Annotated in this window: 36 protein-coding genes; 22 read left to right on the top strand and 14 right to left on the bottom strand. The window is 50.4% G+C overall.

Going from position 1 to position 18,514, the window contains the following annotated elements:
* The first annotated feature begins 8 nt into the window (after positions 1–8).
* Positions 9–185, top strand: coding sequence for a hypothetical protein (locus ACREYP_RS09010; RefSeq protein WP_166991681.1), 177 nt, complete (start codon positions 9–11; stop codon positions 183–185).
* Positions 186–363: 178 nt separating this feature from the next.
* Here ACREYP_RS09010 and ACREYP_RS09005 read toward each other — a convergent pair whose 3' ends face one another.
* From ACREYP_RS09005 to ACREYP_RS08985, 5 genes are all read right to left on the bottom strand, one after another.
* Complete coding sequence (locus ACREYP_RS09005) at positions 364–1,125, bottom strand: antitermination protein (RefSeq protein ID WP_498881286.1); 762 nt, start codon at positions 1,123–1,125, stop codon at positions 364–366.
* Complete coding sequence (locus ACREYP_RS09000) at positions 1,122–1,328, bottom strand: protein ninH (RefSeq protein ID WP_498881285.1); 207 nt, start codon at positions 1,326–1,328, stop codon at positions 1,122–1,124. Before ACREYP_RS09000 ends, ACREYP_RS09005 begins: the two co-directional genes overlap by 4 nt.
* Complete coding sequence (locus ACREYP_RS08995; RefSeq protein ID WP_498881284.1) at positions 1,325–1,507, bottom strand: hypothetical protein; 183 nt, start codon at positions 1,505–1,507, stop codon at positions 1,325–1,327. Before ACREYP_RS08995 ends, ACREYP_RS09000 begins: the two co-directional genes overlap by 4 nt.
* Complete coding sequence (locus ACREYP_RS08990) at positions 1,495–2,103, bottom strand: recombination protein NinG (protein ID WP_498881283.1); 609 nt, start codon at positions 2,101–2,103, stop codon at positions 1,495–1,497. The genes ACREYP_RS08995 and ACREYP_RS08990 overlap by 13 nt, the downstream gene beginning before the upstream one ends.
* Before the next feature lie 370 nt (positions 2,104–2,473).
* Positions 2,474–2,923: a DUF1367 family protein gene (locus ACREYP_RS08985; protein WP_498881282.1), complete on the bottom strand. Its 450-nt coding sequence runs from the start codon at positions 2,921–2,923 to the stop codon at positions 2,474–2,476.
* A gap of 187 nt (positions 2,924–3,110) precedes the next feature.
* Here ACREYP_RS08985 and ACREYP_RS08980 point away from each other — a divergent pair, with 187 nt between their 5' ends.
* A complete protein-coding gene (locus ACREYP_RS08980; protein WP_498881281.1) occupies positions 3,111–3,776 on the top strand; it encodes a DUF4145 domain-containing protein in 666 nt (221 codons plus the stop codon).
* Between the two features lie 212 nt (positions 3,777–3,988).
* Here ACREYP_RS08980 and ACREYP_RS08975 read toward each other — a convergent pair whose 3' ends face one another.
* The 6 genes from ACREYP_RS08975 to ACREYP_RS08950 all read right to left on the bottom strand — a co-directional run bounded on the left by ACREYP_RS08975 (position 3,989) and on the right by ACREYP_RS08950 (position 7,212).
* Entirely contained in the window at positions 3,989–4,165 is a 177-nt protein-coding gene (locus ACREYP_RS08975; RefSeq protein ID WP_498881280.1) for a hypothetical protein, read from the bottom strand.
* Positions 4,166–4,177: 12 nt separating this feature from the next.
* Positions 4,178–4,942, bottom strand: coding sequence for a replication protein P (locus ACREYP_RS08970; protein WP_498881279.1), 765 nt, complete (start codon positions 4,940–4,942; stop codon positions 4,178–4,180).
* Positions 4,939–5,694, bottom strand: a complete 756-nt coding sequence (locus ACREYP_RS08965) for a replication protein (protein WP_498881278.1) — start codon at positions 5,692–5,694, stop codon at positions 4,939–4,941. Before ACREYP_RS08965 ends, ACREYP_RS08970 begins: the two co-directional genes overlap by 4 nt.
* A gap of 56 nt (positions 5,695–5,750) precedes the next feature.
* Positions 5,751–6,548 carry a ParB/RepB/Spo0J family partition protein gene (locus ACREYP_RS08960; protein WP_166991650.1) on the bottom strand — a complete coding sequence of 266 codons (798 nt, stop codon included), beginning with the start codon at positions 6,546–6,548 and terminating at the stop codon, positions 5,751–5,753.
* A gap of 38 nt (positions 6,549–6,586) precedes the next feature.
* Positions 6,587–6,865: a CII family transcriptional regulator gene (locus ACREYP_RS08955; protein WP_166991647.1), complete on the bottom strand. Its 279-nt coding sequence runs from the start codon at positions 6,863–6,865 to the stop codon at positions 6,587–6,589.
* A gap of 122 nt (positions 6,866–6,987) precedes the next feature.
* A complete protein-coding gene (locus ACREYP_RS08950) occupies positions 6,988–7,212 on the bottom strand; it encodes a helix-turn-helix domain-containing protein (protein ID WP_166991644.1) in 225 nt (74 codons plus the stop codon).
* A 98-nt stretch (positions 7,213–7,310) separates the two neighbouring features.
* Here ACREYP_RS08950 and ACREYP_RS08945 point away from each other — a divergent pair, with 98 nt between their 5' ends.
* The 3 genes from ACREYP_RS08945 to ACREYP_RS08935 all read left to right on the top strand — a co-directional run bounded on the left by ACREYP_RS08945 (position 7,311) and on the right by ACREYP_RS08935 (position 9,079).
* Positions 7,311–7,982, top strand: coding sequence for an XRE family transcriptional regulator (locus ACREYP_RS08945; protein WP_166991641.1), 672 nt, complete (start codon positions 7,311–7,313; stop codon positions 7,980–7,982).
* 134 nt (positions 7,983–8,116) lie between these two features.
* Positions 8,117–8,524 carry a hypothetical protein gene (locus ACREYP_RS08940; RefSeq protein ID WP_498881277.1) on the top strand — a complete coding sequence of 136 codons (408 nt, stop codon included), beginning with the start codon at positions 8,117–8,119 and terminating at the stop codon, positions 8,522–8,524.
* 177 nt (positions 8,525–8,701) lie between these two features.
* Entirely contained in the window at positions 8,702–9,079 is a 378-nt protein-coding gene (locus tag ACREYP_RS08935; protein WP_498881276.1) for a hypothetical protein, read from the top strand.
* 136 nt (positions 9,080–9,215) lie between these two features.
* On the opposite strand, the gene ACREYP_RS08930 is transcribed toward ACREYP_RS08935, so the two are convergent.
* Positions 9,216–9,443 (bottom strand): hypothetical protein, encoded by a 228-nt coding sequence (locus tag ACREYP_RS08930; protein WP_166991636.1) that lies wholly within the window; start codon positions 9,441–9,443, stop codon positions 9,216–9,218.
* Between the two features lie 530 nt (positions 9,444–9,973).
* Between ACREYP_RS08930 and ACREYP_RS08925 the strand changes: the two genes are divergently transcribed.
* The 16 genes from ACREYP_RS08925 to ACREYP_RS08850 all read left to right on the top strand — a co-directional run bounded on the left by ACREYP_RS08925 (position 9,974) and on the right by ACREYP_RS08850 (position 15,669).
* Positions 9,974–10,303, top strand: coding sequence for an antitermination protein N (locus ACREYP_RS08925; RefSeq protein WP_498881275.1), 330 nt, complete (start codon positions 9,974–9,976; stop codon positions 10,301–10,303).
* Between the two features lie 435 nt (positions 10,304–10,738).
* A complete protein-coding gene (locus tag ACREYP_RS08920) occupies positions 10,739–10,957 on the top strand; it encodes a hypothetical protein (protein WP_498881274.1) in 219 nt (72 codons plus the stop codon).
* Positions 10,958–10,972: 15 nt separating this feature from the next.
* Positions 10,973–11,221, top strand: a complete 249-nt coding sequence (locus ACREYP_RS08915) for a DUF551 domain-containing protein (protein WP_498881273.1) — start codon at positions 10,973–10,975, stop codon at positions 11,219–11,221.
* Between the two features lie 144 nt (positions 11,222–11,365).
* Positions 11,366–11,752, top strand: a complete 387-nt coding sequence (locus tag ACREYP_RS08910; RefSeq protein ID WP_498881272.1) for a hypothetical protein — start codon at positions 11,366–11,368, stop codon at positions 11,750–11,752.
* A 25-nt stretch (positions 11,753–11,777) separates the two neighbouring features.
* Complete coding sequence (locus ACREYP_RS08905) at positions 11,778–11,915, top strand: protease FtsH-inhibitory lysogeny factor CIII (RefSeq protein ID WP_498881271.1); 138 nt, start codon at positions 11,778–11,780, stop codon at positions 11,913–11,915.
* A 2-nt stretch (positions 11,916–11,917) separates the two neighbouring features.
* The gene (locus ACREYP_RS08900) at positions 11,918–12,106 is read left to right on the top strand and encodes a DUF5444 family protein (protein ID WP_126356157.1); all 189 of its coding nucleotides are present in this window, start codon (positions 11,918–11,920) and stop codon (positions 12,104–12,106) included.
* Positions 12,096–12,239, top strand: a complete 144-nt coding sequence (locus tag ACREYP_RS08895; RefSeq protein WP_498881270.1) for a phage-type recombination accessory function protein — start codon at positions 12,096–12,098, stop codon at positions 12,237–12,239. Before ACREYP_RS08900 ends, ACREYP_RS08895 begins: the two co-directional genes overlap by 11 nt.
* A complete protein-coding gene (locus ACREYP_RS08890; RefSeq protein WP_498881269.1) occupies positions 12,236–12,850 on the top strand; it encodes an ERF family protein in 615 nt (204 codons plus the stop codon). Before ACREYP_RS08895 ends, ACREYP_RS08890 begins: the two co-directional genes overlap by 4 nt.
* Positions 12,850–13,038, top strand: a complete 189-nt coding sequence (locus tag ACREYP_RS08885; RefSeq protein ID WP_498881268.1) for a hypothetical protein — start codon at positions 12,850–12,852, stop codon at positions 13,036–13,038. Before ACREYP_RS08890 ends, ACREYP_RS08885 begins: the two co-directional genes overlap by 1 nt.
* A gap of 15 nt (positions 13,039–13,053) precedes the next feature.
* Positions 13,054–13,362 carry a hypothetical protein gene (locus ACREYP_RS08880; RefSeq protein WP_498881267.1) on the top strand — a complete coding sequence of 103 codons (309 nt, stop codon included), beginning with the start codon at positions 13,054–13,056 and terminating at the stop codon, positions 13,360–13,362.
* Entirely contained in the window at positions 13,298–13,558 is a 261-nt protein-coding gene (locus ACREYP_RS08875; RefSeq protein WP_442892836.1) for a DUF2737 family protein, read from the top strand. Before ACREYP_RS08880 ends, ACREYP_RS08875 begins: the two co-directional genes overlap by 65 nt.
* Complete coding sequence (locus ACREYP_RS08870) at positions 13,555–13,875, top strand: hypothetical protein (RefSeq protein ID WP_498881266.1); 321 nt, start codon at positions 13,555–13,557, stop codon at positions 13,873–13,875. The genes ACREYP_RS08875 and ACREYP_RS08870 overlap by 4 nt, the downstream gene beginning before the upstream one ends.
* Positions 13,872–14,255, top strand: coding sequence for a VVA0879 family protein (locus ACREYP_RS08865; RefSeq protein ID WP_498881265.1), 384 nt, complete (start codon positions 13,872–13,874; stop codon positions 14,253–14,255). The genes ACREYP_RS08870 and ACREYP_RS08865 overlap by 4 nt, the downstream gene beginning before the upstream one ends.
* Positions 14,245–14,748, top strand: coding sequence for a class I SAM-dependent methyltransferase (locus ACREYP_RS08860; protein ID WP_498881264.1), 504 nt, complete (start codon positions 14,245–14,247; stop codon positions 14,746–14,748). The genes ACREYP_RS08865 and ACREYP_RS08860 overlap by 11 nt, the downstream gene beginning before the upstream one ends.
* Complete coding sequence (locus ACREYP_RS08855; protein WP_498881263.1) at positions 14,741–15,307, top strand: DUF551 domain-containing protein; 567 nt, start codon at positions 14,741–14,743, stop codon at positions 15,305–15,307. Before ACREYP_RS08860 ends, ACREYP_RS08855 begins: the two co-directional genes overlap by 8 nt.
* Before the next feature lie 104 nt (positions 15,308–15,411).
* On the top strand, positions 15,412–15,669 hold the full coding sequence (locus tag ACREYP_RS08850; protein ID WP_498881262.1) for a pyocin activator PrtN family protein: 258 nt from the start codon (positions 15,412–15,414) through the stop codon (positions 15,667–15,669).
* Between the two features lie 197 nt (positions 15,670–15,866).
* On the opposite strand, the gene cutC is transcribed toward ACREYP_RS08850, so the two are convergent.
* Positions 15,867–16,616, bottom strand: a complete 750-nt coding sequence (gene cutC / locus ACREYP_RS08845) for a copper homeostasis protein CutC (RefSeq protein ID WP_336818059.1) — start codon at positions 16,614–16,616, stop codon at positions 15,867–15,869.
* 91 nt (positions 16,617–16,707) lie between these two features.
* Here cutC and ACREYP_RS08840 point away from each other — a divergent pair, with 91 nt between their 5' ends.
* A complete protein-coding gene (locus ACREYP_RS08840) occupies positions 16,708–17,847 on the top strand; it encodes a MalY/PatB family protein (RefSeq protein WP_336818058.1) in 1,140 nt (379 codons plus the stop codon).
* Here ACREYP_RS08840 and ACREYP_RS08835 read toward each other — a convergent pair whose 3' ends face one another.
* The gene (locus ACREYP_RS08835) at positions 17,848–18,414 is read right to left on the bottom strand and encodes a VOC family protein (RefSeq protein WP_166991597.1); all 567 of its coding nucleotides are present in this window, start codon (positions 18,412–18,414) and stop codon (positions 17,848–17,850) included.
* Between the last annotated feature and the right edge of the window lie 100 nt (positions 18,415–18,514).

Genomic DNA, 18,514 nt, shown 5'->3' with positions numbered 1-18,514 from the left:
AATGTCTTATGGGCAAGGTTATGTATGTTTTAGCCGCATTGTTTGGCTTGGCCGCTGCTTTAATGTGGTTTCTGTCAACAAGCACAAAAATCCCTGTGTTAGTTGATAGCGAAAATCATTGGGCAGCTGGACTTACTGTGGCAGCAGCAGCATGTGGAGTAATAGGTCTTTTTTCTAAAAAATAAAAACAAAAAGCCACCGGCGTTAACCAGTGGCTCTTAGCGGAATCTTTCGACCCGCAATCGCGAGACTTTGTTTATTTCCCGCTTAACGAACGGCATTACCCATCGTTAGAGTGAGATTAACACAGTTTCGGGAAAAGTAAATAGCTCACTATAACTTTGTGAGCTATTTTATCTTTCACTATTGTGTTGCCGTCTTGAGCGCCCGGTCTGCATAAGCCTCCTGGATATCCAGCTCAAGCGATAAGTCGTCGTAGAACGGTTTCACGCTCTTCTTCCACGTATCCAGTGAAATGCTTTCGGTTATCTCGCAAATGGCGTTGTGGGCGTCCGTAGAGGGTATGCGCTCATATCCCCGGCCATTGCAGCGCTTACAGTTTCCGATTACCGGAACACCTTGCTCCTTTGTAAGCTTTTCGTCCATAGACTTACCTCGCCCTTTACAGTCGCTGCATGCCGTGCTGATAACGCCTTTCCCTTTACACTTATGGCATAGCACCCTGGCAGTCTCTTTGATTTCACACTGACCCCAGCCAGAGGTTTTCATCGTGAACACTTCCGCATCGATAAAACCGGTGCCGCTGCAGCAATCACACTCCATCGTACTCGCCGCGCTGCGGGAATAATCCGCATATGCGTAAATTGCGAGGATTTGCATTACCTTTGGCTTAATATCGCTTTCGAGCTTGCGTAAGGCTGCAACCTTGTCGCAATGTTTTAGAGCGCGTTCCGTTAACAGGGTGATCGCCCTTTCACTGTCATGCTTGCTGATTCCCATCTTCCCGAGAAAAGCGCTGTAACCCATTGCGGCGCGATTCTGAGTTAACCCCATTGCTGCCATCACATCAGTACCGGTCAAAGTTTCTGATGAGGTGGAGCGTGGGGTGTCATTTATCTGGCTGGACTTCGCGAAGTGGAATTTGACTGCGTTTTCAAGGTTCATGCTCTCTCCTTCCATCGGCGCTTACCACGACCGCCATGTGCAACCATCAGGACACCACCGACCACAGCATGAAGCTGACCTTTGGTGTCACGCGCATACTTGCCGATAGTTCCGCGAGCACATTCCAACTGTCGCGCTACCTCTGCCTGATTGCCTCTCGCTAACACCAGATAGTCAGGAATTGTTTTAACTTCGATAGTCATGCGGCGTCGCCTCCCGTTGGCTTATTGTCACCTAGCCTGTTAACCAACTCTCGCTCAGCCTCGTATAAATTCGACAGTGACCGATGGTGCTCGTCGATAACCTCTCTGACCCGAGCCAGCTTGCGCCGATCTTTTGCTATCTGCTTTTGTTTCTCGTCAATGCTGATTACGCTGCACATGAACCCTCCCGTGAGGCTATTAGCTCTTTGGTTTTCTGCTGATACTTCGCCTTGATTGTCTGGCACTCTTCTGTGGTCCAGCGGTGGCGCTTATGGTCGGACTCAATCGCCTCTACCCGCTCTATGCCGATGCGCTCGATTAGCTCAACGCGATACGGCACCAGGTTCCCGCTCTTGTGCTGGTTGCACACGACGCACTGCCGGTGAATATTCCGCTCATCAAATCGGAGTTGAGGTGCCGCAGCAGTCGTCCGGTAATGGCCGGCATCCCACTGAGCAGACGTGAACGTTCCGCACGAGATGCATGGCAAGTCGCGGTCTCTTTCTCTGATGAAGGTGTTTACTGCTTGTTGGGCTTGTTTAATCCAGTAACTGCGGGGCTTTAAGGCGAGCTTTCTAACTTTCAGTTTGTCTTTCTGTTCCTCTCTTCGTCGTTTCTTGTCGGCTGCTTTCTCAGCGTTATCTCTTTCCCGGCTTCGTCGCTCCATCGCGACTACCGTTCCGCAATCTGGAGAGCACCACCACTGGTTGCTGAATTTGGGGTGGAACCATTCACGGCAGGATTCGTTTTTACAGTGTCGGCGCGTCTGCCTCATCTCTCTTCACTCCCTTCTTCCCGGTTTCAATGTACGCATCACTCGCGCACTCGTTACAGCAGTGGATTTCGTCATCTTCAAGCACCTTTGCACAACCAGCACATAGACCAGCTGCTGTGTTGCTGTTGCGTTCGTAGTCGGTTATTTGTTCCTCTGATAGCGTCATTGCCAGCACCTCTGCTGATATGTTTTGTCTACTCTCGGCTCCGTCCTTCCCTCAGGCAAAAGCGCGGCCACGTTCCAATATCTCGGATCGGCGCTTAGTGTCTTTTCGGTTTGAACGTTGCGGAGGGTGTAGCGGTGGATTAGTTCGTCTGCTTCGGCTGTTGTGAGGTCGTGGTGGAGAAACCATGTTTTATGCATGCTCTCCTCAGAAGTAGCTCTGTAGTTGGTTGAGTATCTGCTGGTCTTTAGTGCCGGCGAATACGTGTTTAATGGCGGCGTTAATCATCGACTTGTAACAGCGCTCGAACTCATCAGCGTCCATGTTGGCGTATGCCAGACTCTTGGCCTCCGTCCTGATATCACCGTTAAGCCTCATCGTTTGCTCATAGAATCCCGCCAGGATGGTTAAGTCCTTCCTGAATCGGTTAAACTGGGTGGCTTCATCTGCGTTAGCGAGAGGCGTCCTTTCGGCGCTCCAATGCGCAAAGCAGAAGTTGAAGAAGGCGAACATCTTTCGGTGAAATGCCGGTCGGCGGGTTAGCTTTATCTCGGCGGTGTAGGTTTCACCGTTCTTGAATCGCTGGAGTCTTTCGAGGTCTGTTTCATGTGCTGGAGAGAATACGCCGCCTGGGTGTTTAACCAGGTCGATTTGCATTTTTCACTTTCTCGGAACTTTGCATTTAAGCATTCTATCCAGCTCTATCATTTTTCCTATCAGTGCACATACATAAGATATTTTTTGTTCACTGCTTGATGTTTCATATCGTTGCATAAGGGTAAACTCAGGTCTATCTGCGCTGGACAGCGCTTCTTGGATATTGTCAGCCAAATGGGAAATACTCATGGGAATCCTCACTATTGATATTAATTGCCCTCACTGCCTAAGAGAAAATGCAGTGATTCAAGCATTTGCTGAAAAGAGGAAGGGTAACTCCTCAATATATGATGTGGCGTTTTACTGTAGAAGTTGTGAAAAAAGCTTAATAGCAGAAGTTGAAGCTCACGGAATCGGGACTGGAGGACCATTCCAAGCATCTAAAATGAGCGATAATGTAAACGTTAGTATTCCAGGTGATCCAATGTTCACGCTGTTGAACGTTTATCCTGAATCCAGGTCTCATTCTGCTCCAAATGATACCCCTATTCGCGCAGCCAAGTTTTTCATCGAAGCGAAAGATAACTTTCAGCGACAGAGGTATGAGACATCAGTAATGCTATGTCGCAAGGTTTTAGATATTTCGACACGAGAAATTCTTGGCGAGGATTCAAAAAACGAACAGCTCTCTCAACGCATTTCAATGCTGTACGCGAAGGGTAAAATTACTGAGCAAATGAAAGATTGGGCGCATATCGTTCGAATGGACTCAAATGGAGCGGTGCATTCTGATGAAGAGTTTTCAGAAGAAGAAGCTAATCAGATGATTAGTTTCACTGAAGTATTTATGATTTATTCTTTTACGCTTCCATCCATGGTTGCAGCGCGGCAAAATAAACCGAAAGAGCAGTAACGTTTAACGTTTGGCTGGATTTAAATCCGGCCATATGCCCGCACTCCTTCAAGCATCTTGTTAATCTGATATCCGCTCCAGTTCTGGCGGCACTCGTCGAATATGGTGTTTCCTGCGCTGCTATCGACAGTAACCATCTGTCCGTACTCTGTCCGATAATCCGGCTTCACACGACCGTACTTCTGCGGTGCCACATCCGTTGCTGCGTAGGTCTACTGCCACTTCTCTCCACTGCGCTCGATACATCCACGACAGAGCAGCTTAACGAGCGCTGATGCTATCGTTGTCAGGTTGATGCCGAACTCTGCGACAATGGCTCCCTGCTTCTGGTCAGGGTTCCGGGATAACCATTCCCATATGCGGTAGTTGAAGCTGATTTTCTTGCTCATGATTCCTCCTGATTACTTAATCAGACCGTTGGCCTTGCGCCGTTTGTATTCCTCGAACAGCCACGTGGCAGGCGTCACCGAGCCTAGCACTGCGGCGTTCGGCATGTAGTGCATCTTCCCATCGTCTTTCGTGGTGAAGTTTGCCGTCTGCATGACTTCTCGTTTCTGCTCAAGGCTGGCTACCGGGTCAGGAATTGGCTGACCTGCCGATACCTTTTTCGACCACTCTTCCAGTTGCTTACTGGCGTACTTCTCGACCTCGCTTTCGCTCAGCTGCCGCTGGTACATCGCCCGACGTGTGTCACAAACAATCCAGTACATGACAGGCTTCGACCAGGGGAATCGCTCTGCGCCTCCTGAGTGCATGCCCTTCTCGCGAGCGTAGCGGTGAAACTCCGACATGACGTCTTCCAGCGTGACACCCAGCACCATCGAGCTGTCTTTGCACCAGGAGATGAACTTTCCCGGCGACGGCCAGAAGTCGGAGTTACTTGCTCGCGCATGGCGAACACCGGCAGACAGTTGCTCTCGCGTTTTAATGCCGTTCTCAGCGAAGGCGGCGATCCACTGGCGCTTAGTGGTCTTCTCGTCAGCCTCGCTCTTCAGGCTTGTACTGACTGCAGCCGGGAAGATTTGTTTAAGCTGACGGAATAGCGAGTCAACCAGCGATTCAGCCTCGCTGGTGATAACTTTGTCAGGCTCGTAATTACCGCCAGCCATACGCGCCATAGCGGCACCGTCGCGGTTATTAATCGCCTCTACGAGTTGCAGGCTCATATGAAGTCCTTCCAGCCTTCAGGGCTGTTCCAGTGAGGTGTTTGATTGGCAGTTGGCGGCTGGCTTCGGCTGGGGTACTTGGGCTTGAACAGCCCCTGATAGCCATTTGCGATACTGGTGTTGATTACCTCGGCCGGGTCATGGCCTTCGTCAAAACACTCTTTCAGCAGGTTGAAGGCTTTGGTAACGGTGATGGCCGTTTTGATTGGCTTCTTGCTCTGCCTACGGTACTGAACCCACTCAAGCCATGCGTCTCTGCTAAGCCAGTCTGGAATATCAATTTCGGATGGGTCGAATTTTTTAACTTTCCCCTCAGGGGGATTAAGGGGGGTAATATTGTCTTTCTTGTCTTTTGTAATAGTGTCTTTTGTGTGTCCCTGTTTTGGTGACAGGGCTGTCACTGTTTTGGTGACACTTTTTGTCACTGATTTGGTGACAGTGACACTATCTTGGTGACACTCCGGTACTTCCCACTCAGACAAGTTTTTGTTTGGCCCAATTGCCAGCCCATCTTTTATTAGAACTTTCATGGCGATAAGTTCGTTTTTAGCCTTGTTAACCTTCTGCCTTGGCAGCCTCGTTAACTGGCCTATCTGGCTATCAGCAATCCGATCCGTTTTCTTGTTGAAGCCGTAAGTTTTCCGGCAAACTGCAAAGGCTACCTTGGCCTGATTTCGAGTCAGGTTAGCCCCTATAAGCTCTTCCAGTAGCTCGTTTGCCAGACGGGTGTAGCCATCGTCTGTGTCTGCCACTCTTCGCTCCTGTTGCCCCGGTTCAGGGCCCGGGAATCTGATTAACTCTGCTGTATTCATGAATCCTCCCACCCTGCTTTCTTCATAAACTCGCGATATTCAGCCAGGATAGCTTCAGCCGGTTGCGGGATTGAAACCTCAGTATCTGCATCAGCTATCGCCTGAATGAACGCCATGGCCTTGGCAGAGCTGAATTTCGGCATTGCCGCATTACGGGTCAGCTTCTTCTTGCCGGCCGCTTTCGCCTCGGTCATCTTCTCGGCGGCTACCGTTGATGCCTGAGAACCATGCTCACGCGACAAAGCCACAGCAGTGGTTGCCGATACCTCGCCAGTGCGAACCATCTCAATCAGGGTATCGCCACAGGTGAGTAGCTGCAGGTGATGCTCTACATCTGCAACAGAGCGCTTCACCTTCCTGGCTATCTCAGAAGCTTCCCATCCCTGATTGCTCAGGCGCTGATATGCCGCTGCGCGTTCCAGTGGGGTTAATGGCTTCCCCTGGCTGCTGGTCACCATGAAGGCAATGCGATCAGCATCGGAGCCGATAAAGTCCTTACACTCAAGGCGTGGGATTTCGTGGCCTGCTGCAGTTGCCAGTAGAGCGCCGTGATAACGGTGGTGGCCGTCAATGATTTTTACGCCCTGTTCTGTCACCTGGACGGCAAGAGGCGGCACGTATTCACCTTCAATAAACGCGTCGCGGAATTCCTCAGCGTGAACTTTGTCGATTTCGCGGACGTTAAAACCGGGCTCAACGTAGATTTCATTCAGCGGAACGAGGAAGGTCTTCTTAACCGTGGTACCGGTGCCGTTTTTGTCTTTCGACTTGTAATGCAGTGAGAGAGAACTCATAATTACTCCTGTATGTTGATCCAGTGAAACTTCATACATCAGGCGTCGATGCTGTTGCTGCAGCTCGGCGCTTTTTCTTTTGTCAGATAACTCGCCAGACGGCGCGTTAACTCCGCCATCTCATCGTCTTCAATGCCCCACTCCAGAACAGCCAGAAGCATGCTCATCTTTGGGATGAGGGTTTCTTTCCAGCGGCTGATTTGAGACTCGTTAATCCCCAATGCATCAGCCACGTTTCTCTGTCCGCGTAGTGCTATGCGGTTCAGTATCGAGCTGTTGATTGAGGTTGCCTTCTTGCGGGTGTTTGCAGCTTCCATTTGTAATACTTCCCTTAGTTAATTAGTTACGTGACGAAGCCGTAGCGGTCGCCACATATATTTGTAGTCTTTTGGATTACTGCCCTTCTTCAGGGCTGGATGTGTAAAGAGCGAGGGGTAAATCAGGCTGCTGCTTGTGCAGCCATGTAGCGTTGCGGGTAGAGGATTTGCATCTCACTGATGGTGCCATCAAAGAAACGTGAGATTTTTTCTGCTGTCTCGATGGAAGTCAGTTGCTTACCCCTTTCGATGCGGCTCAGATTTCCAACATCGATATTGGTGGCTACTGAAAGATCGGCCAGCGTCAAACCGCGCTCTACTCGCATTTTTCGTAATGGCGTATCCATAAAAACCTCCATTTAATGCGTAATACGCATATTACAACACAATTTAAATATGCGCAATGCGCTTTGCGTGTGACGCAAAATAACAATTTAATGAGAGCATGGAAACAGGAAAAAGAATCAGGCAGCTTCGCAAAGCGAAGAACATGACAATCCTTGAATTAGCGACATCTGTCGGTAGCGATGTTGGCAATATCTCTCGTCTTGAGCGTGGGGTTCAGGGGTTTACCGAGCAGTTACTAGTTAAGATTTCTGCAGCCCTGGGCGTTAAGGTTGCCGACCTCTTCACTGAAGAAGAATTGGATATTGAGCCGGTCGATAAAACGGTTAATACCGCAGTTAAAAGCTATGTCGTGGTAGTTTTGGATGCTAAGGCGAGCGCTGGAAATGGTGTGACGGTGTTCAATGAAGTGGATGAGACCATCTCCAGCATCATCTATGAAAACGACAAAGCCATGGAGATATTTGGCCACCGCCCAGCTGAGAGCATGCGGGTGATCACCGTCATCGGTGACAGCATGTCAGGAACAATCGAGACCGGTGACAATATCTTTGTTGATATATCTAAAGACTACTTCGACGGTGACGGCATCTACGTCTTTAAGTTCAAAGGCTCACTGATGGTCAAGCGCTTGCAGTTCACTGCTGATGGCCTGTTAGTTCGCTCCGACAACCCGAAATATGCAGACTGGCTGATCAGGGAAGAGAACGAGCAGTATCTCAAGGTATTGGGTCGAGTGATCTACACGCACTCAGTGACACGCTACGTCTAGCCCACAGCCTGGCGAGACGGCGGGCTAAATGCGCCTCAAAAACCAAAGTTGAATGAGTATCACGGCAAGATTTGTAAAGGACAAGCCTAGAGCAAGCCAGGTTAAATCACTTACGCTCTCCATACGGAAACCTCATGACGATTGACAGGGTTCTTTCAATTATAGCAACAACGGTATCATTTATTGCAGTTCCTGCAAGTGGATTTATAAGCTACAGGTACGCAATTTTAGGCGAGCGTCGCAAGGAATTTAACGCTATTGCTGACGATATCAGGCATAAGTTGCTGGAGCACCAAAGGCATTTGGAGCAAAATATCTATCCTTCTGGTTCTTACATTGAAATTTCAGATAAGGACTTTGACTCACTGGTAGACGTATCTTATGCAAAGGACAGAAAAGCGATCCGCGCCTTGTGCGATAAGTATCAAGAGTCTCTTTCGTCCAGCATTAGGTTTAAAGAGAATGGGGATTATGAAGTCTTTGGCTTCGATGGGGCGCTGAGTGCCTTGGTTAAGCTTTTGCCACTGGTTCAAAGGAAATAGCCCAAGCCACGAGACGTTTGAGTAGAGGCCGCAGAGATGCGGTCTTTTTTATTGGATGGAATTACAGGTGTAAAAAAAATCAGCATAAGCTGATCATTTTATTGAACTTTATGTGCTGCCTGGGTAGTATCCCGCTGTTGAGCGATCATTTTGTGTTCGCCAATAAAGGGAAGCCCCGTGAAAGGTCGAAGTTTCACGGGGCTGAAAAAACATCGGCTAGAATGTTTTCTTGAGATCTCGATTTGGGAGATTAACTCAAGCGGTATCCCCTGTAAAGCATTCGATGCCATCTTTTTAGAAGGTATTCGCATGAAGTACATTTGTAAGAAGAATCACCGCTATAACCCTATGTTCAGTATTCTTCCTGAAAACCAAGGTCAAACGGGGCGTCATAAATGCCCGGGATGCGCCTTTGAGTTAGCAATGCTGAATAAGGCAATGGGTATTCCTGCATCAAATAACGACTCCATCCTAGAGACACTTCCTGAGAGCCAAGCGGGAACAGTGAGGCACAAGGACGCATTTGCTGCATATCAGTTGGCCTACAAGTACTAATCTCTCAACCCGGCAACCGAGCCGGGTTTTTGTTGACATAAATCAATCCACTAACTTGCAATATCCCACCTATAGACTAGGATTACTCTGGGATTGACACATATCTCTGTTAGTTGCATTTCTACCATTATGCTCCTTACCGCCCTCCTCTGTGGGCGGTTTTTTTATACCCAACACCCATCACTATTTGCTCAGCATCCAGATAAATAAGCTTATCTGGTAGAACCTTGCAATCCCTGCGGTACTCACCAAGTTTTTTGGCAATGCTTTTATTTGTCACCCTTTCACTAGCAGCTGATAAGTCCATCACAGCCCTGCCGATAGAGAGCATCATTTGCTTCGCTCGCTCTTCGTTAAGCTCCATTTCGACATCTCCGTGATTATTTCGCAAGCAAACCACCCTATCACACAGCCACCGAGATGGCATTTACAAAAATGAATTATCAGTAAATTCATTGTGATAACTAAAAAAACAACTACATAAACAAATTTGCGTTTGACGCATATGCGCATAACGCATACATTAAGTCCATCAGCAGGACGCACTACTCACCAGAGGGTCATTTTGCTGATAGTTCATACGGTAGCCCAGGAGGGCGAGTAAGGCTGGGTGAGTTGGCAACGGAACACGAACCGCATGCAGTGCATCGCATGTACCAGAAAAGGTAGTGATCAGGCAGGTACTTCTCTCGTATGCCTCAGTGCAAATAGACCGGACGTATGAACAACAATCACCAAGACGGTGAATGCTCATTAACAGATAGCCCTGAAGAAGGGCAAATACACCGAAACAGTCTGTTTTGGGGTGTGGCTGGCAGTTGGATATTTGAGGCCATGTAGCCAGCGAAAGTCCTGGATGGACCGCACCACCAAAACACACTGACAGGAGGATGTATGGACTCACAAGCACGTCGCCGCGAACGCCGCGAAGCTAAACAGGCTGAATGGAAAGCTGCTAATCCCCTGTTAGTGGGAGTAAGCGCAAAGCCACAGCGCCAAGTGTTGACGCTGAACAGAAAGGCTATGCCTCGTCCTGAGAAGGCGACGCAGACAGTAAACGAATATGGCGTTCAGATACTCAATGCTATAGAGCTTCACGAGGCACTTCGCAGCCAGGCTGATAAGCATAACCAGCGCATCTGGCACAACAAACCAACCAGAGAGATGGGTATCACCTGCTCTGGTCGTCAGAAGATGAAGGGTAAGAGTATTCCTTTAATATGAAAAATGCCCCGCAAAAGCGAGGCATTTAATTTGGTGTGGGTTAGGGGGCTACCCCCGGCGACTGCTATTGACGATTGAGAAACACAGGTAATACCGGATGATAACGTTTTACTGATGATGTTCCCACAGCGCCGCACCGCACACAGTAAATAAAAACAGACTTGTTCCGATATTTCTTTTCATATTCACATCCTCAATGTTGAAAAAGTTGATAAGTAGACGGTTAAGCCATTCTACTATCGTAACCAAGGATGAGAGCACCCCAAGAACGAGCACCCAAGCACTACCTGATGGAAATCCCAACGTCTCTAACTCGTTTGGACTATATCCGTGGGCAAAAATTAACAAAACCAAAGTAAATTATCAAGTTATAAAAAAACAACAAGGTCGCATAAGCGGCCTTTTTAATTACATACGGTTTAACAGAGGTGAGAGATGGAAACAGGTGGACCAGCTTTTCCTGAGTTGGGAAATGTCGCATACAACAGCGAGTGGGACAATCAGCCAGGCATGACGCTGCGGGATTACTTTGCAGCTAAGGCAATGCAAGGAGAGCTTGCAAGCGGTGAGTCATCCCAGAAAGCTGAAAATATTGCGGAGTGGGCCTACTCAGTAGCCGACGCAATGATCAAAGCCCGTTCGGCGCACAACTAAATAGAGGGTGAGGATATGGAGTGGATTAAGTGCAGCGACAGAATTCCTGAATCAGAAGATAACTCAGTTCTGGTTTACTCGGCGAGCGGAACGCCCGACGGACGGGGGTTTCCTGCTGGCGGCTTCGACATGGTTCACATTCAGGACTATTTCGACGACATCACAAATGGTCGTGATAAGGACGGTAATCAGCTTTACACAAAGTGGTATCTGTCACAGGGCGTAACCCACTGGATGCCGCTTCCACCACCGCCCACCAAGTAACCTCCGCATCAGCTTTCCCTGAGAGCTGATGGCTGATTCACCCTCGTTGTCATTGTTTGCCGTCCTATGGGGCGGCTTTTTTATTCGCGTTTATTCATGAGCGAAGTCGCTGATTAATGAACACAACTAAACAGGAGTTACCAGATGAACGCAGAACTCGCTAAGCCATCATTTGAGTGGCTGGTTGGCAAAGGAAGCGAATGGCGTGTGAAGGTTAAGGGGTGGAACAACGGAACTTCGTGGTGCTGGAATATTTATCTTCTTATCACTCCAGGTCACGATCTTTTCACGAAGCCTGAAAACTTCTTCCATGACCTCCCCTTCCACGGCGGCGCAACATACGACCGGGTCAACACGGTTGACTGGCCTGAGTACAAATATGATTTTCAGAAGCCCATATCCTTCCGGGAGATTGGTTCAGATTACTCGCATCTTCATGATGATTTCACAGAATGCAGCCCATATGACGGCATTCCGAACGCCGTTTTGTCAGACGCCAACGCACTAATTTCTTACCTGCAGTCACTTTAAAACCAAATCAACAGGAGTACCCACGATGACCTATTCATTCGCGGGATGCGTCGCCGTGGGCGCTATCCAGCAAAACGAAAGCCAGCTTGAAAGATTAACCCGCCAACTCCGCAATATTGGGAAGTGGCTTAAAGATACCCTCAACCAACGCGGAGAGCCGTAATCATGACAATCGTACCCGTTAACGGAACCATATACGTCACCCAGGCAAATCGTGATTTTGGCAAGGTGTACGAAAACAGCTTTCCAGACACAAAGGAGGGGCAAAGCGCGGCGTTTAAATGGGCTGGCGTTATCGCTCTTGGCTGGCACAAAACTCAGGACAAGGACTGGAGCAAGAACCATGCAGCATGATCAGGAAGACAAAGACTTTATCGCCCTGCTATCAGGCGAGCTTCAGGAGTCTATCGAGCAGCAAATCAACCTCGCCGCCGAGCGCGGTAACGAGCAAATCCGTTGGGAAGAGTTTGGAGGCAATTACCAATGAGCGTCTACAAAGCAATTAGCGCCGTAGCAAAGGAAATGGCAGAGCAAGGCATCAGCAAAGACCGTCGCAATGCACAGCAGGGATTCAACTTTCGCGGCATCGATCAGGTATATAACGCACTGGCCCCGGCGCTTGTCCGCCATGGGCTTTTAATCCTACCCCGCATCACTGAACGCACCGTTACCGAACGCACCACGCAGAAAGGCGGAGTGTTGTTCTATGTGGTGGTAAAGGCTGAGTTTGATTTTGTAGGCGTGGAGGATGGCAGCGTTCACACCGTAACAACATACGGTGAGGCTATGGATAGCGGGGACAAGGCTACAAACAAGGCCATGTCCATTGCCTATAAATACGCTGCCTTCCAGGCATTCTGTATTCCAACGGAAGAGACGGCAATTGATGCTGACGCCGAAGTTCATCACATCAAACCAGCTGATGCAGACCAGATTCTTGCAGAGTTCACAAACTACGCAGGAAATGAAAACGACAGCAAAAAGCTTCAGGAACGTTACGCAGCGACGTGGAGTCAGTTAAACGGATTCCCTGAGCAGCAAGCCAAGTGCAAAGACGTTACTGGCATTCGCCTGAAAGAGCTTAAGCAGGCAGCGTGATGAGCACCATCAAGCGCCGCGGCAACCAAATCTCACTCGGTCGTCACTGGACAAACAAGGAAATCAATCAGGCCAGGGATATGGCCGGAAAAGTTCACTCAAAGCACATCGCCAGAATACTCGACCGGTCTTACGAATCACTTCGCCAAATGGCTAAGCGCCAGCACATCAGCTTACGCCTGCAATAACCAAAGGACACGAACATGCCATCACCTCTCACCATTGGGGCGGATAACCCTCGCCTGTGTACTTCCAAAACCAAAGCAGAGGTGATGGCTAACTTTGCCAGATATTGGGATATGTCACAGGATGGACTGATTGAGCCAGAGACGAAACATCAGCGGATGGTGCGCCAGGCTGATGCTCTGGCTGACGCATTGCTGACCAGAGAAAACTTCAAAGCATCGTTCTATCCGAAATGGGAAACCATCGGCCCTCACCTTCCATATGAATACACCGACGACCGCTCTCGCGTCCGCTTTGGTCGCTATGGCGCTCGCATTAGCGACTAAGGAACACATCATGTTCAACCATCAATACAACCCGGATATGACTCCGGGTGACGCATCAGCTCTCCCTAAATGTTGCAAAGCACCCATGCCAACCAAAGCAGAGCTGTTGGCTCGATGCAGCTTTCCAGGCGTGAATCAGAACAAGTATCTGAACAGGATGATCAGGAGCGAGAAATGCAAGGAGCAAGGCAAATGAGCATGAATATTCAATCGTTGCCGGTTGAGCGTGATCAGTACGGTTACTGGACGCACCCGGAATACGAGAAGTTCTGCTACGGTCGCGAGGCTATATCAACAACTGAGTTTAATGCCTGGATGGAAGCGAACGGCCTGGAGTGGACAGCTGAATACCGGGACGAGGACGAAGTTGATCCGAACGTAGACGGCTACGACATTTCATCCTGGAAACCAGAGCTGTCAACCCCGGGCGATGGCTGGTTTGTTGGTTCAATTCACGATAGTGAGGACGGTGCCGTGTGCATCTGGCTTCGTCGCAAGGAGCAAGGCAAATGAAAGACCAACGAAGAGAGCTGAGTCTGGAAGATTTTCGGGCAGAAATTAAAGCACAGGGCGTCGAGCCACTGGATTACGCATTTATCTGCCCGGCTTGTAACACCATTCAAAGTGCCCGCTGGCTAATCGCAGCAGGAGCAGGGAAAGACTTTGATGATGTGCAGGGCACATTGGGCTTTTCATGTGTCGGTCGATTCACTGGCGCTGGCGATGAGCGTGTGGAAGGTAAGGGGTGCAACTGGACATGCGGAGGTTTATTCCAGATTCACAAACTGACCGTAATCACGCCAGACGAAAAGAAACACCCTCATTTTGAGATAGCCAGCCCGGCGCAAGCGGTAGAACTCCGTAACAAAATGGAGGCCAGCAATGAGCAATAACACCGAAGCGCTTCCGTCGATTCTCGACATGTGCTGCGGCAGCCGCATGTTCTGGCTCGATAAGCAGGCTGAACGCGCCGTATTCAGCGACATTCGCGCAGAACAGCACACGCTCTGCGACGGTCGCAAACTGGTTATCAGCCCGGATGTGATCGCCGACTTCCGCTCGCTGCCGTTCGCCGATAGATCTTTTCCCGTTGTCGTGTTCGATCCACCACATCTTGAGCGTGTCGGGGATAACGCCTGGATGGGTAAAAAGTACGGTCGCCTGAACAAAGACACATGGCGCGATGACCTGCGCGCCGGTTTCAGCGAAGCATTCCGGGTACTGCGGCCACACGGCGTTCTCATCTTCAAATGGAACGAAACGCAGGTGCCGGTTGCGCGTGTTATCGAATTGACGGACGAGAAGCCGGCCATCTGGCAGCGTACCGGCAAAGCCGACAAAACCCACTGGATTATTTTTGTTAAAGCCGAGGCCAGCAATGAATAAACAACTCGAAGCGCTGATTGCAAAAATCAAAAAGCAGGCCGAAAGCTTTGACACCGTGGTGCTGAAAGAGGATGAAGCAAAGGCACTGATAGCGGCGATTGATCTCACCCTGCAGTACGTCAAACAGCGCGACGAAGACAATCAGTACTTGATGCGCCTGCATAATGAACGTGAGCATATGCAGACCATCCCGTCAGCTGTGAAGCTGCCTGCCGAAGGCACTGACTACAAATCCCTAGTGATGCAGCTCGCTGAGATAGTGCACGGCGGCCAGGTCGATATTGGCCGGTTGCCGGTGACAATTCGCAGCATACAACAGCTCTGCGCAGCGCCTCAGATGCCCGGATGGATAAGTGTCGATGAGGAGCTTCCAGATCCGAATAGCAATAAAAGAGTTTGCGCATACACGCCGTCTGAATATGGTGATTTTCAGTACCGTAGCGTTCCGGCCTCGCTATTTAAATCCGTCTGCAGGCAAGCCACGCACTGGCACTACTTCACCGTGCCTGGCAACGCGATTGCCGCAGCACCAAAGCTGGAGTCGGCAGTAAAAAAGTAAATCGGTGTGACGTTTGCCGCGAGGGTGCTCGCGGCGGGTGTGGCACCTGAGCATATAAAGACTTTTAACCCCCGGGTGCAGCCGGGTTACAGTGGAGAAACTCAATGAATACTGTCTTTTTATTGTTGGCTGAATACGGAACGCCGACAATCCCACTTGCTGATGTGACTGAGAAATATTTCGGTATGAAGCTGGCCACAGCAGAAAAAAAGGCCGCGCTTTGTGAACTGCCGATCGCTACGTTCCGAGCAGCGGATAGCCAGAAAGCTCCGCGCATGATCCATATTCAAGACCTGGCCGATTACATCGACCAGCAGAGGAAAAAGGGGCAAGAATTGTTTGAGAAAATGAAAGCTAACTGAACACAACCACCAGCAAAAAAGAGCCCTTTTTAGGTTTTCATAACTTATTAGGGCTTTTTATTTGCCTAGTCCAGCACCCCAATAGCACCCCAAAACGCTGGAATGTATTGATATAGATAAAAAAAGCCCCAGCAATCCGCCGGGGCCTGGTACGAGCAAGCATCATATTGGGCGACATGATGCGCGGTAGAAATCTTTCAGCGCGGCGGGTTTGCGTCCACCAGCGCGTTTTTCATGGCCGCTACTACGTCTGCATCCACGCAGTAGCGATTAAACTCATCGGCTTGTGCATCGGCGCTCATCGACACGCCAGCTTTGCGATAGCGCATTGGAGAAGGCACCGAGTGCCCTGCCGAGCTGTGAAGCTCCTCAATACCGTTGGCAACAAACTTATCGAGGTTGCTCAGACGCACGCCTGCGCCAGCCATAATAATTGGAGCACGAGAATGCTGTTTTAGTTCCCGAAGAAGTGAGATTCCCGTTTCGGCCGTTTGCTGCTGCCCTGAAGTCAGGATCCTTGCTACCCCTAACGCCGCTAGTTGCTCAAACGCCTGCAGCGGATGCTGGCACATATCAAAAGCCCGGTGGAACGTCACGGCCATGCCCTCAGCGGCCTGCATGACCTGCTCCATTCGCGGTAAATCAATATTGCCGTCTACATCAAGCATCCCGATAACAAGCCCGGGGAAACCGAGTTCACGCACAAACGCAATATCTTCAAGCATGGTGGCAAATTCGCCGTCGGTGTAGCAAAAATCACCGCCGCGCGGGCGAATAATCGGGTGCACCGGGATCGATACCTTCTGCCTAACCTGGCGCAGCACGCCAGCGGACGGCGTCAGCCCACCTTCTTTAGGCGCCGAGCAGAGTTCAATTCTGTCCGCGCCGGCCTGTTCTGCAGTAACAGCACAATCTATTCCATAACAGCATATTTCAAGTAAAGCCATTGATTACTCCTGATAAAACCTGCAGTTCGCCGGTTGTGTCCCCGTCACTGAATGATAATCTTAAATGAGGTCCACAAAAAGGTAGCGTACTATGGCATTCAATTTTGATGAATGGATCGACAGGCGTCACAGCGACAGTTCGAAGTGGAATAAATTTGCTGAAAACGTGCTGCCTATGTGGGTTGCTGACATGGATTTTCGCTCCCCGCCCTGCATCCTTGAGGCACTTCAGGCACGCGTCCGACACGGCGTATTTGGCTACGGCAAACGCCCGCATGAACTGATAGATGTCCTGACCGAAAGACTCGCCAGCCGCTATCAGTGGCGCATCAAACCCGAATGGCTGGTCTTTTTGCCTGGCGTTGTTTCCGGCCTGAATCTCTGCGTTCGAGCCTTTACCGCCGCTTCTGAATCGACGATAGCCCCGACGCCGATATACCCGCCGTTTCGTAAAGCATCCGAACTTGCCCGGCGTACGCAGATTAACGCACCGCTCAGGCTCACAGAAAAGCGCTGGACTCTTGAGCTTGAGGCATTAACGGCCGGCATGACCGGCAATGAAAAACTGCTGATGCTGTGTAACCCGCAGAACCCTGGCGGCACGGTTTACCGCCGTCGCGAACTAGAGCAGCATCTGGCCTTTGCGCAGCGACACGAGTTAATTGTCTGTTCCGACGAAATCCACTGCGACTTATTGCTTGAGCCCGGCGTAACGCACATCCCCTTCGCGACTTTAAGTGAAGATGCAGCGCAGCGTTCAGTGACGCTACTATCCCCGTCAAAAACCTTTAATATTGCCGGGCTTGGCGCCTCGGTGGCCGTTATTCCCAACCCTGACCTGCGGCGCAAATTCAAAGCCGCGCGCGCAGGCATTGTTCCGGAAGTGGATATTCTTGCCCTGACGGCGGCGGAAGCTGCATGGCGAGACGGCGAGGCGTGGCTGCAGGCGCTGCTGGTTTATCTGCGCGCAAACCGGGATCGGCTGACTCAGGCCGTGAATGCCACGCCGGGTTTAACGATGATATCGCCGGAAGCCACTTATCTCGGCTGGGTTGATGCCAGCGGATTAGGCGTAGAGAATCCGGCGGCATTCTTTTTCAACGCCGGGCTGGGCTTTTCTCCCGGCATCGATTTTGGCGAGCAACAGTTTGTCCGCATCAACTTTGGCTGTACGGCCGCTGTCCTTGCCGAAGCCCTTAGCCGCCTGCAAACTGCGGTGCAGCAGCGCTAATCAGTCACCCTGTTCGCTGGCGACGATCTGCTCAATGCTCCAGGGGTGGAATTTGATGGTCACTTTACCGTCGGTGACCGCAAGCGTTGGGTTGGGCAATCTTTCGCGTTCGCCTTTCGGGGCGCTGGTTTTCACCGAAATTCCCGTTTCACGCAGCCCGGCGTCAGACAACAAGTCCAGCGCCCGCGCGTTAAGCGTTTCTGGCTCGCCCGGCAGCACAATCTCAATGTGTTCCCAGCCTTCGTGCGGGTAACGTTTTTCCCCGGGCCAGGGCAACTCTACAACCGTAAACCGCCAGTGTTCGACGCACACCGGCTCGTCGAGCTTGAATAAGCAGATCGGGCGGCCATTGATAATATTTTCACTCAGCAACGTGCCGCATTTTTCCAGCCCTGTACGCCAGCGTTCGGCGGTCACGTTCTGGTGGCAGCGCAAAGAAATGTGATCGGCATCCAGGGGCGCAATCTCCAGCCCAAGTCGGGTGGCAAGTTCTGTTAACGCTTTTGTAAATCTCGGCAGATCTGCCGAAATATCATGCAGTTCATCTACCGTCTGCCAGTGTGCCATGCCGCCATCCTCTTTTTTAGAAACCGCGTAATCTACCCTGTTCCTGGCAGGCCGCCAACTCCCCGCCAGGGCCAAATGCCGATGAATGGTTATTCATTGC

This window comes from Enterobacter sp. TMH.L2, assembly GCF_050847315.1.
Classification (GTDB): Bacteria; Pseudomonadota; Gammaproteobacteria; order Enterobacterales; family Enterobacteriaceae; genus Cedecea.
Note: the sequence above shows the minus strand (reverse complement) of the source record. Positions and strands in the feature narration are given on the sequence as shown.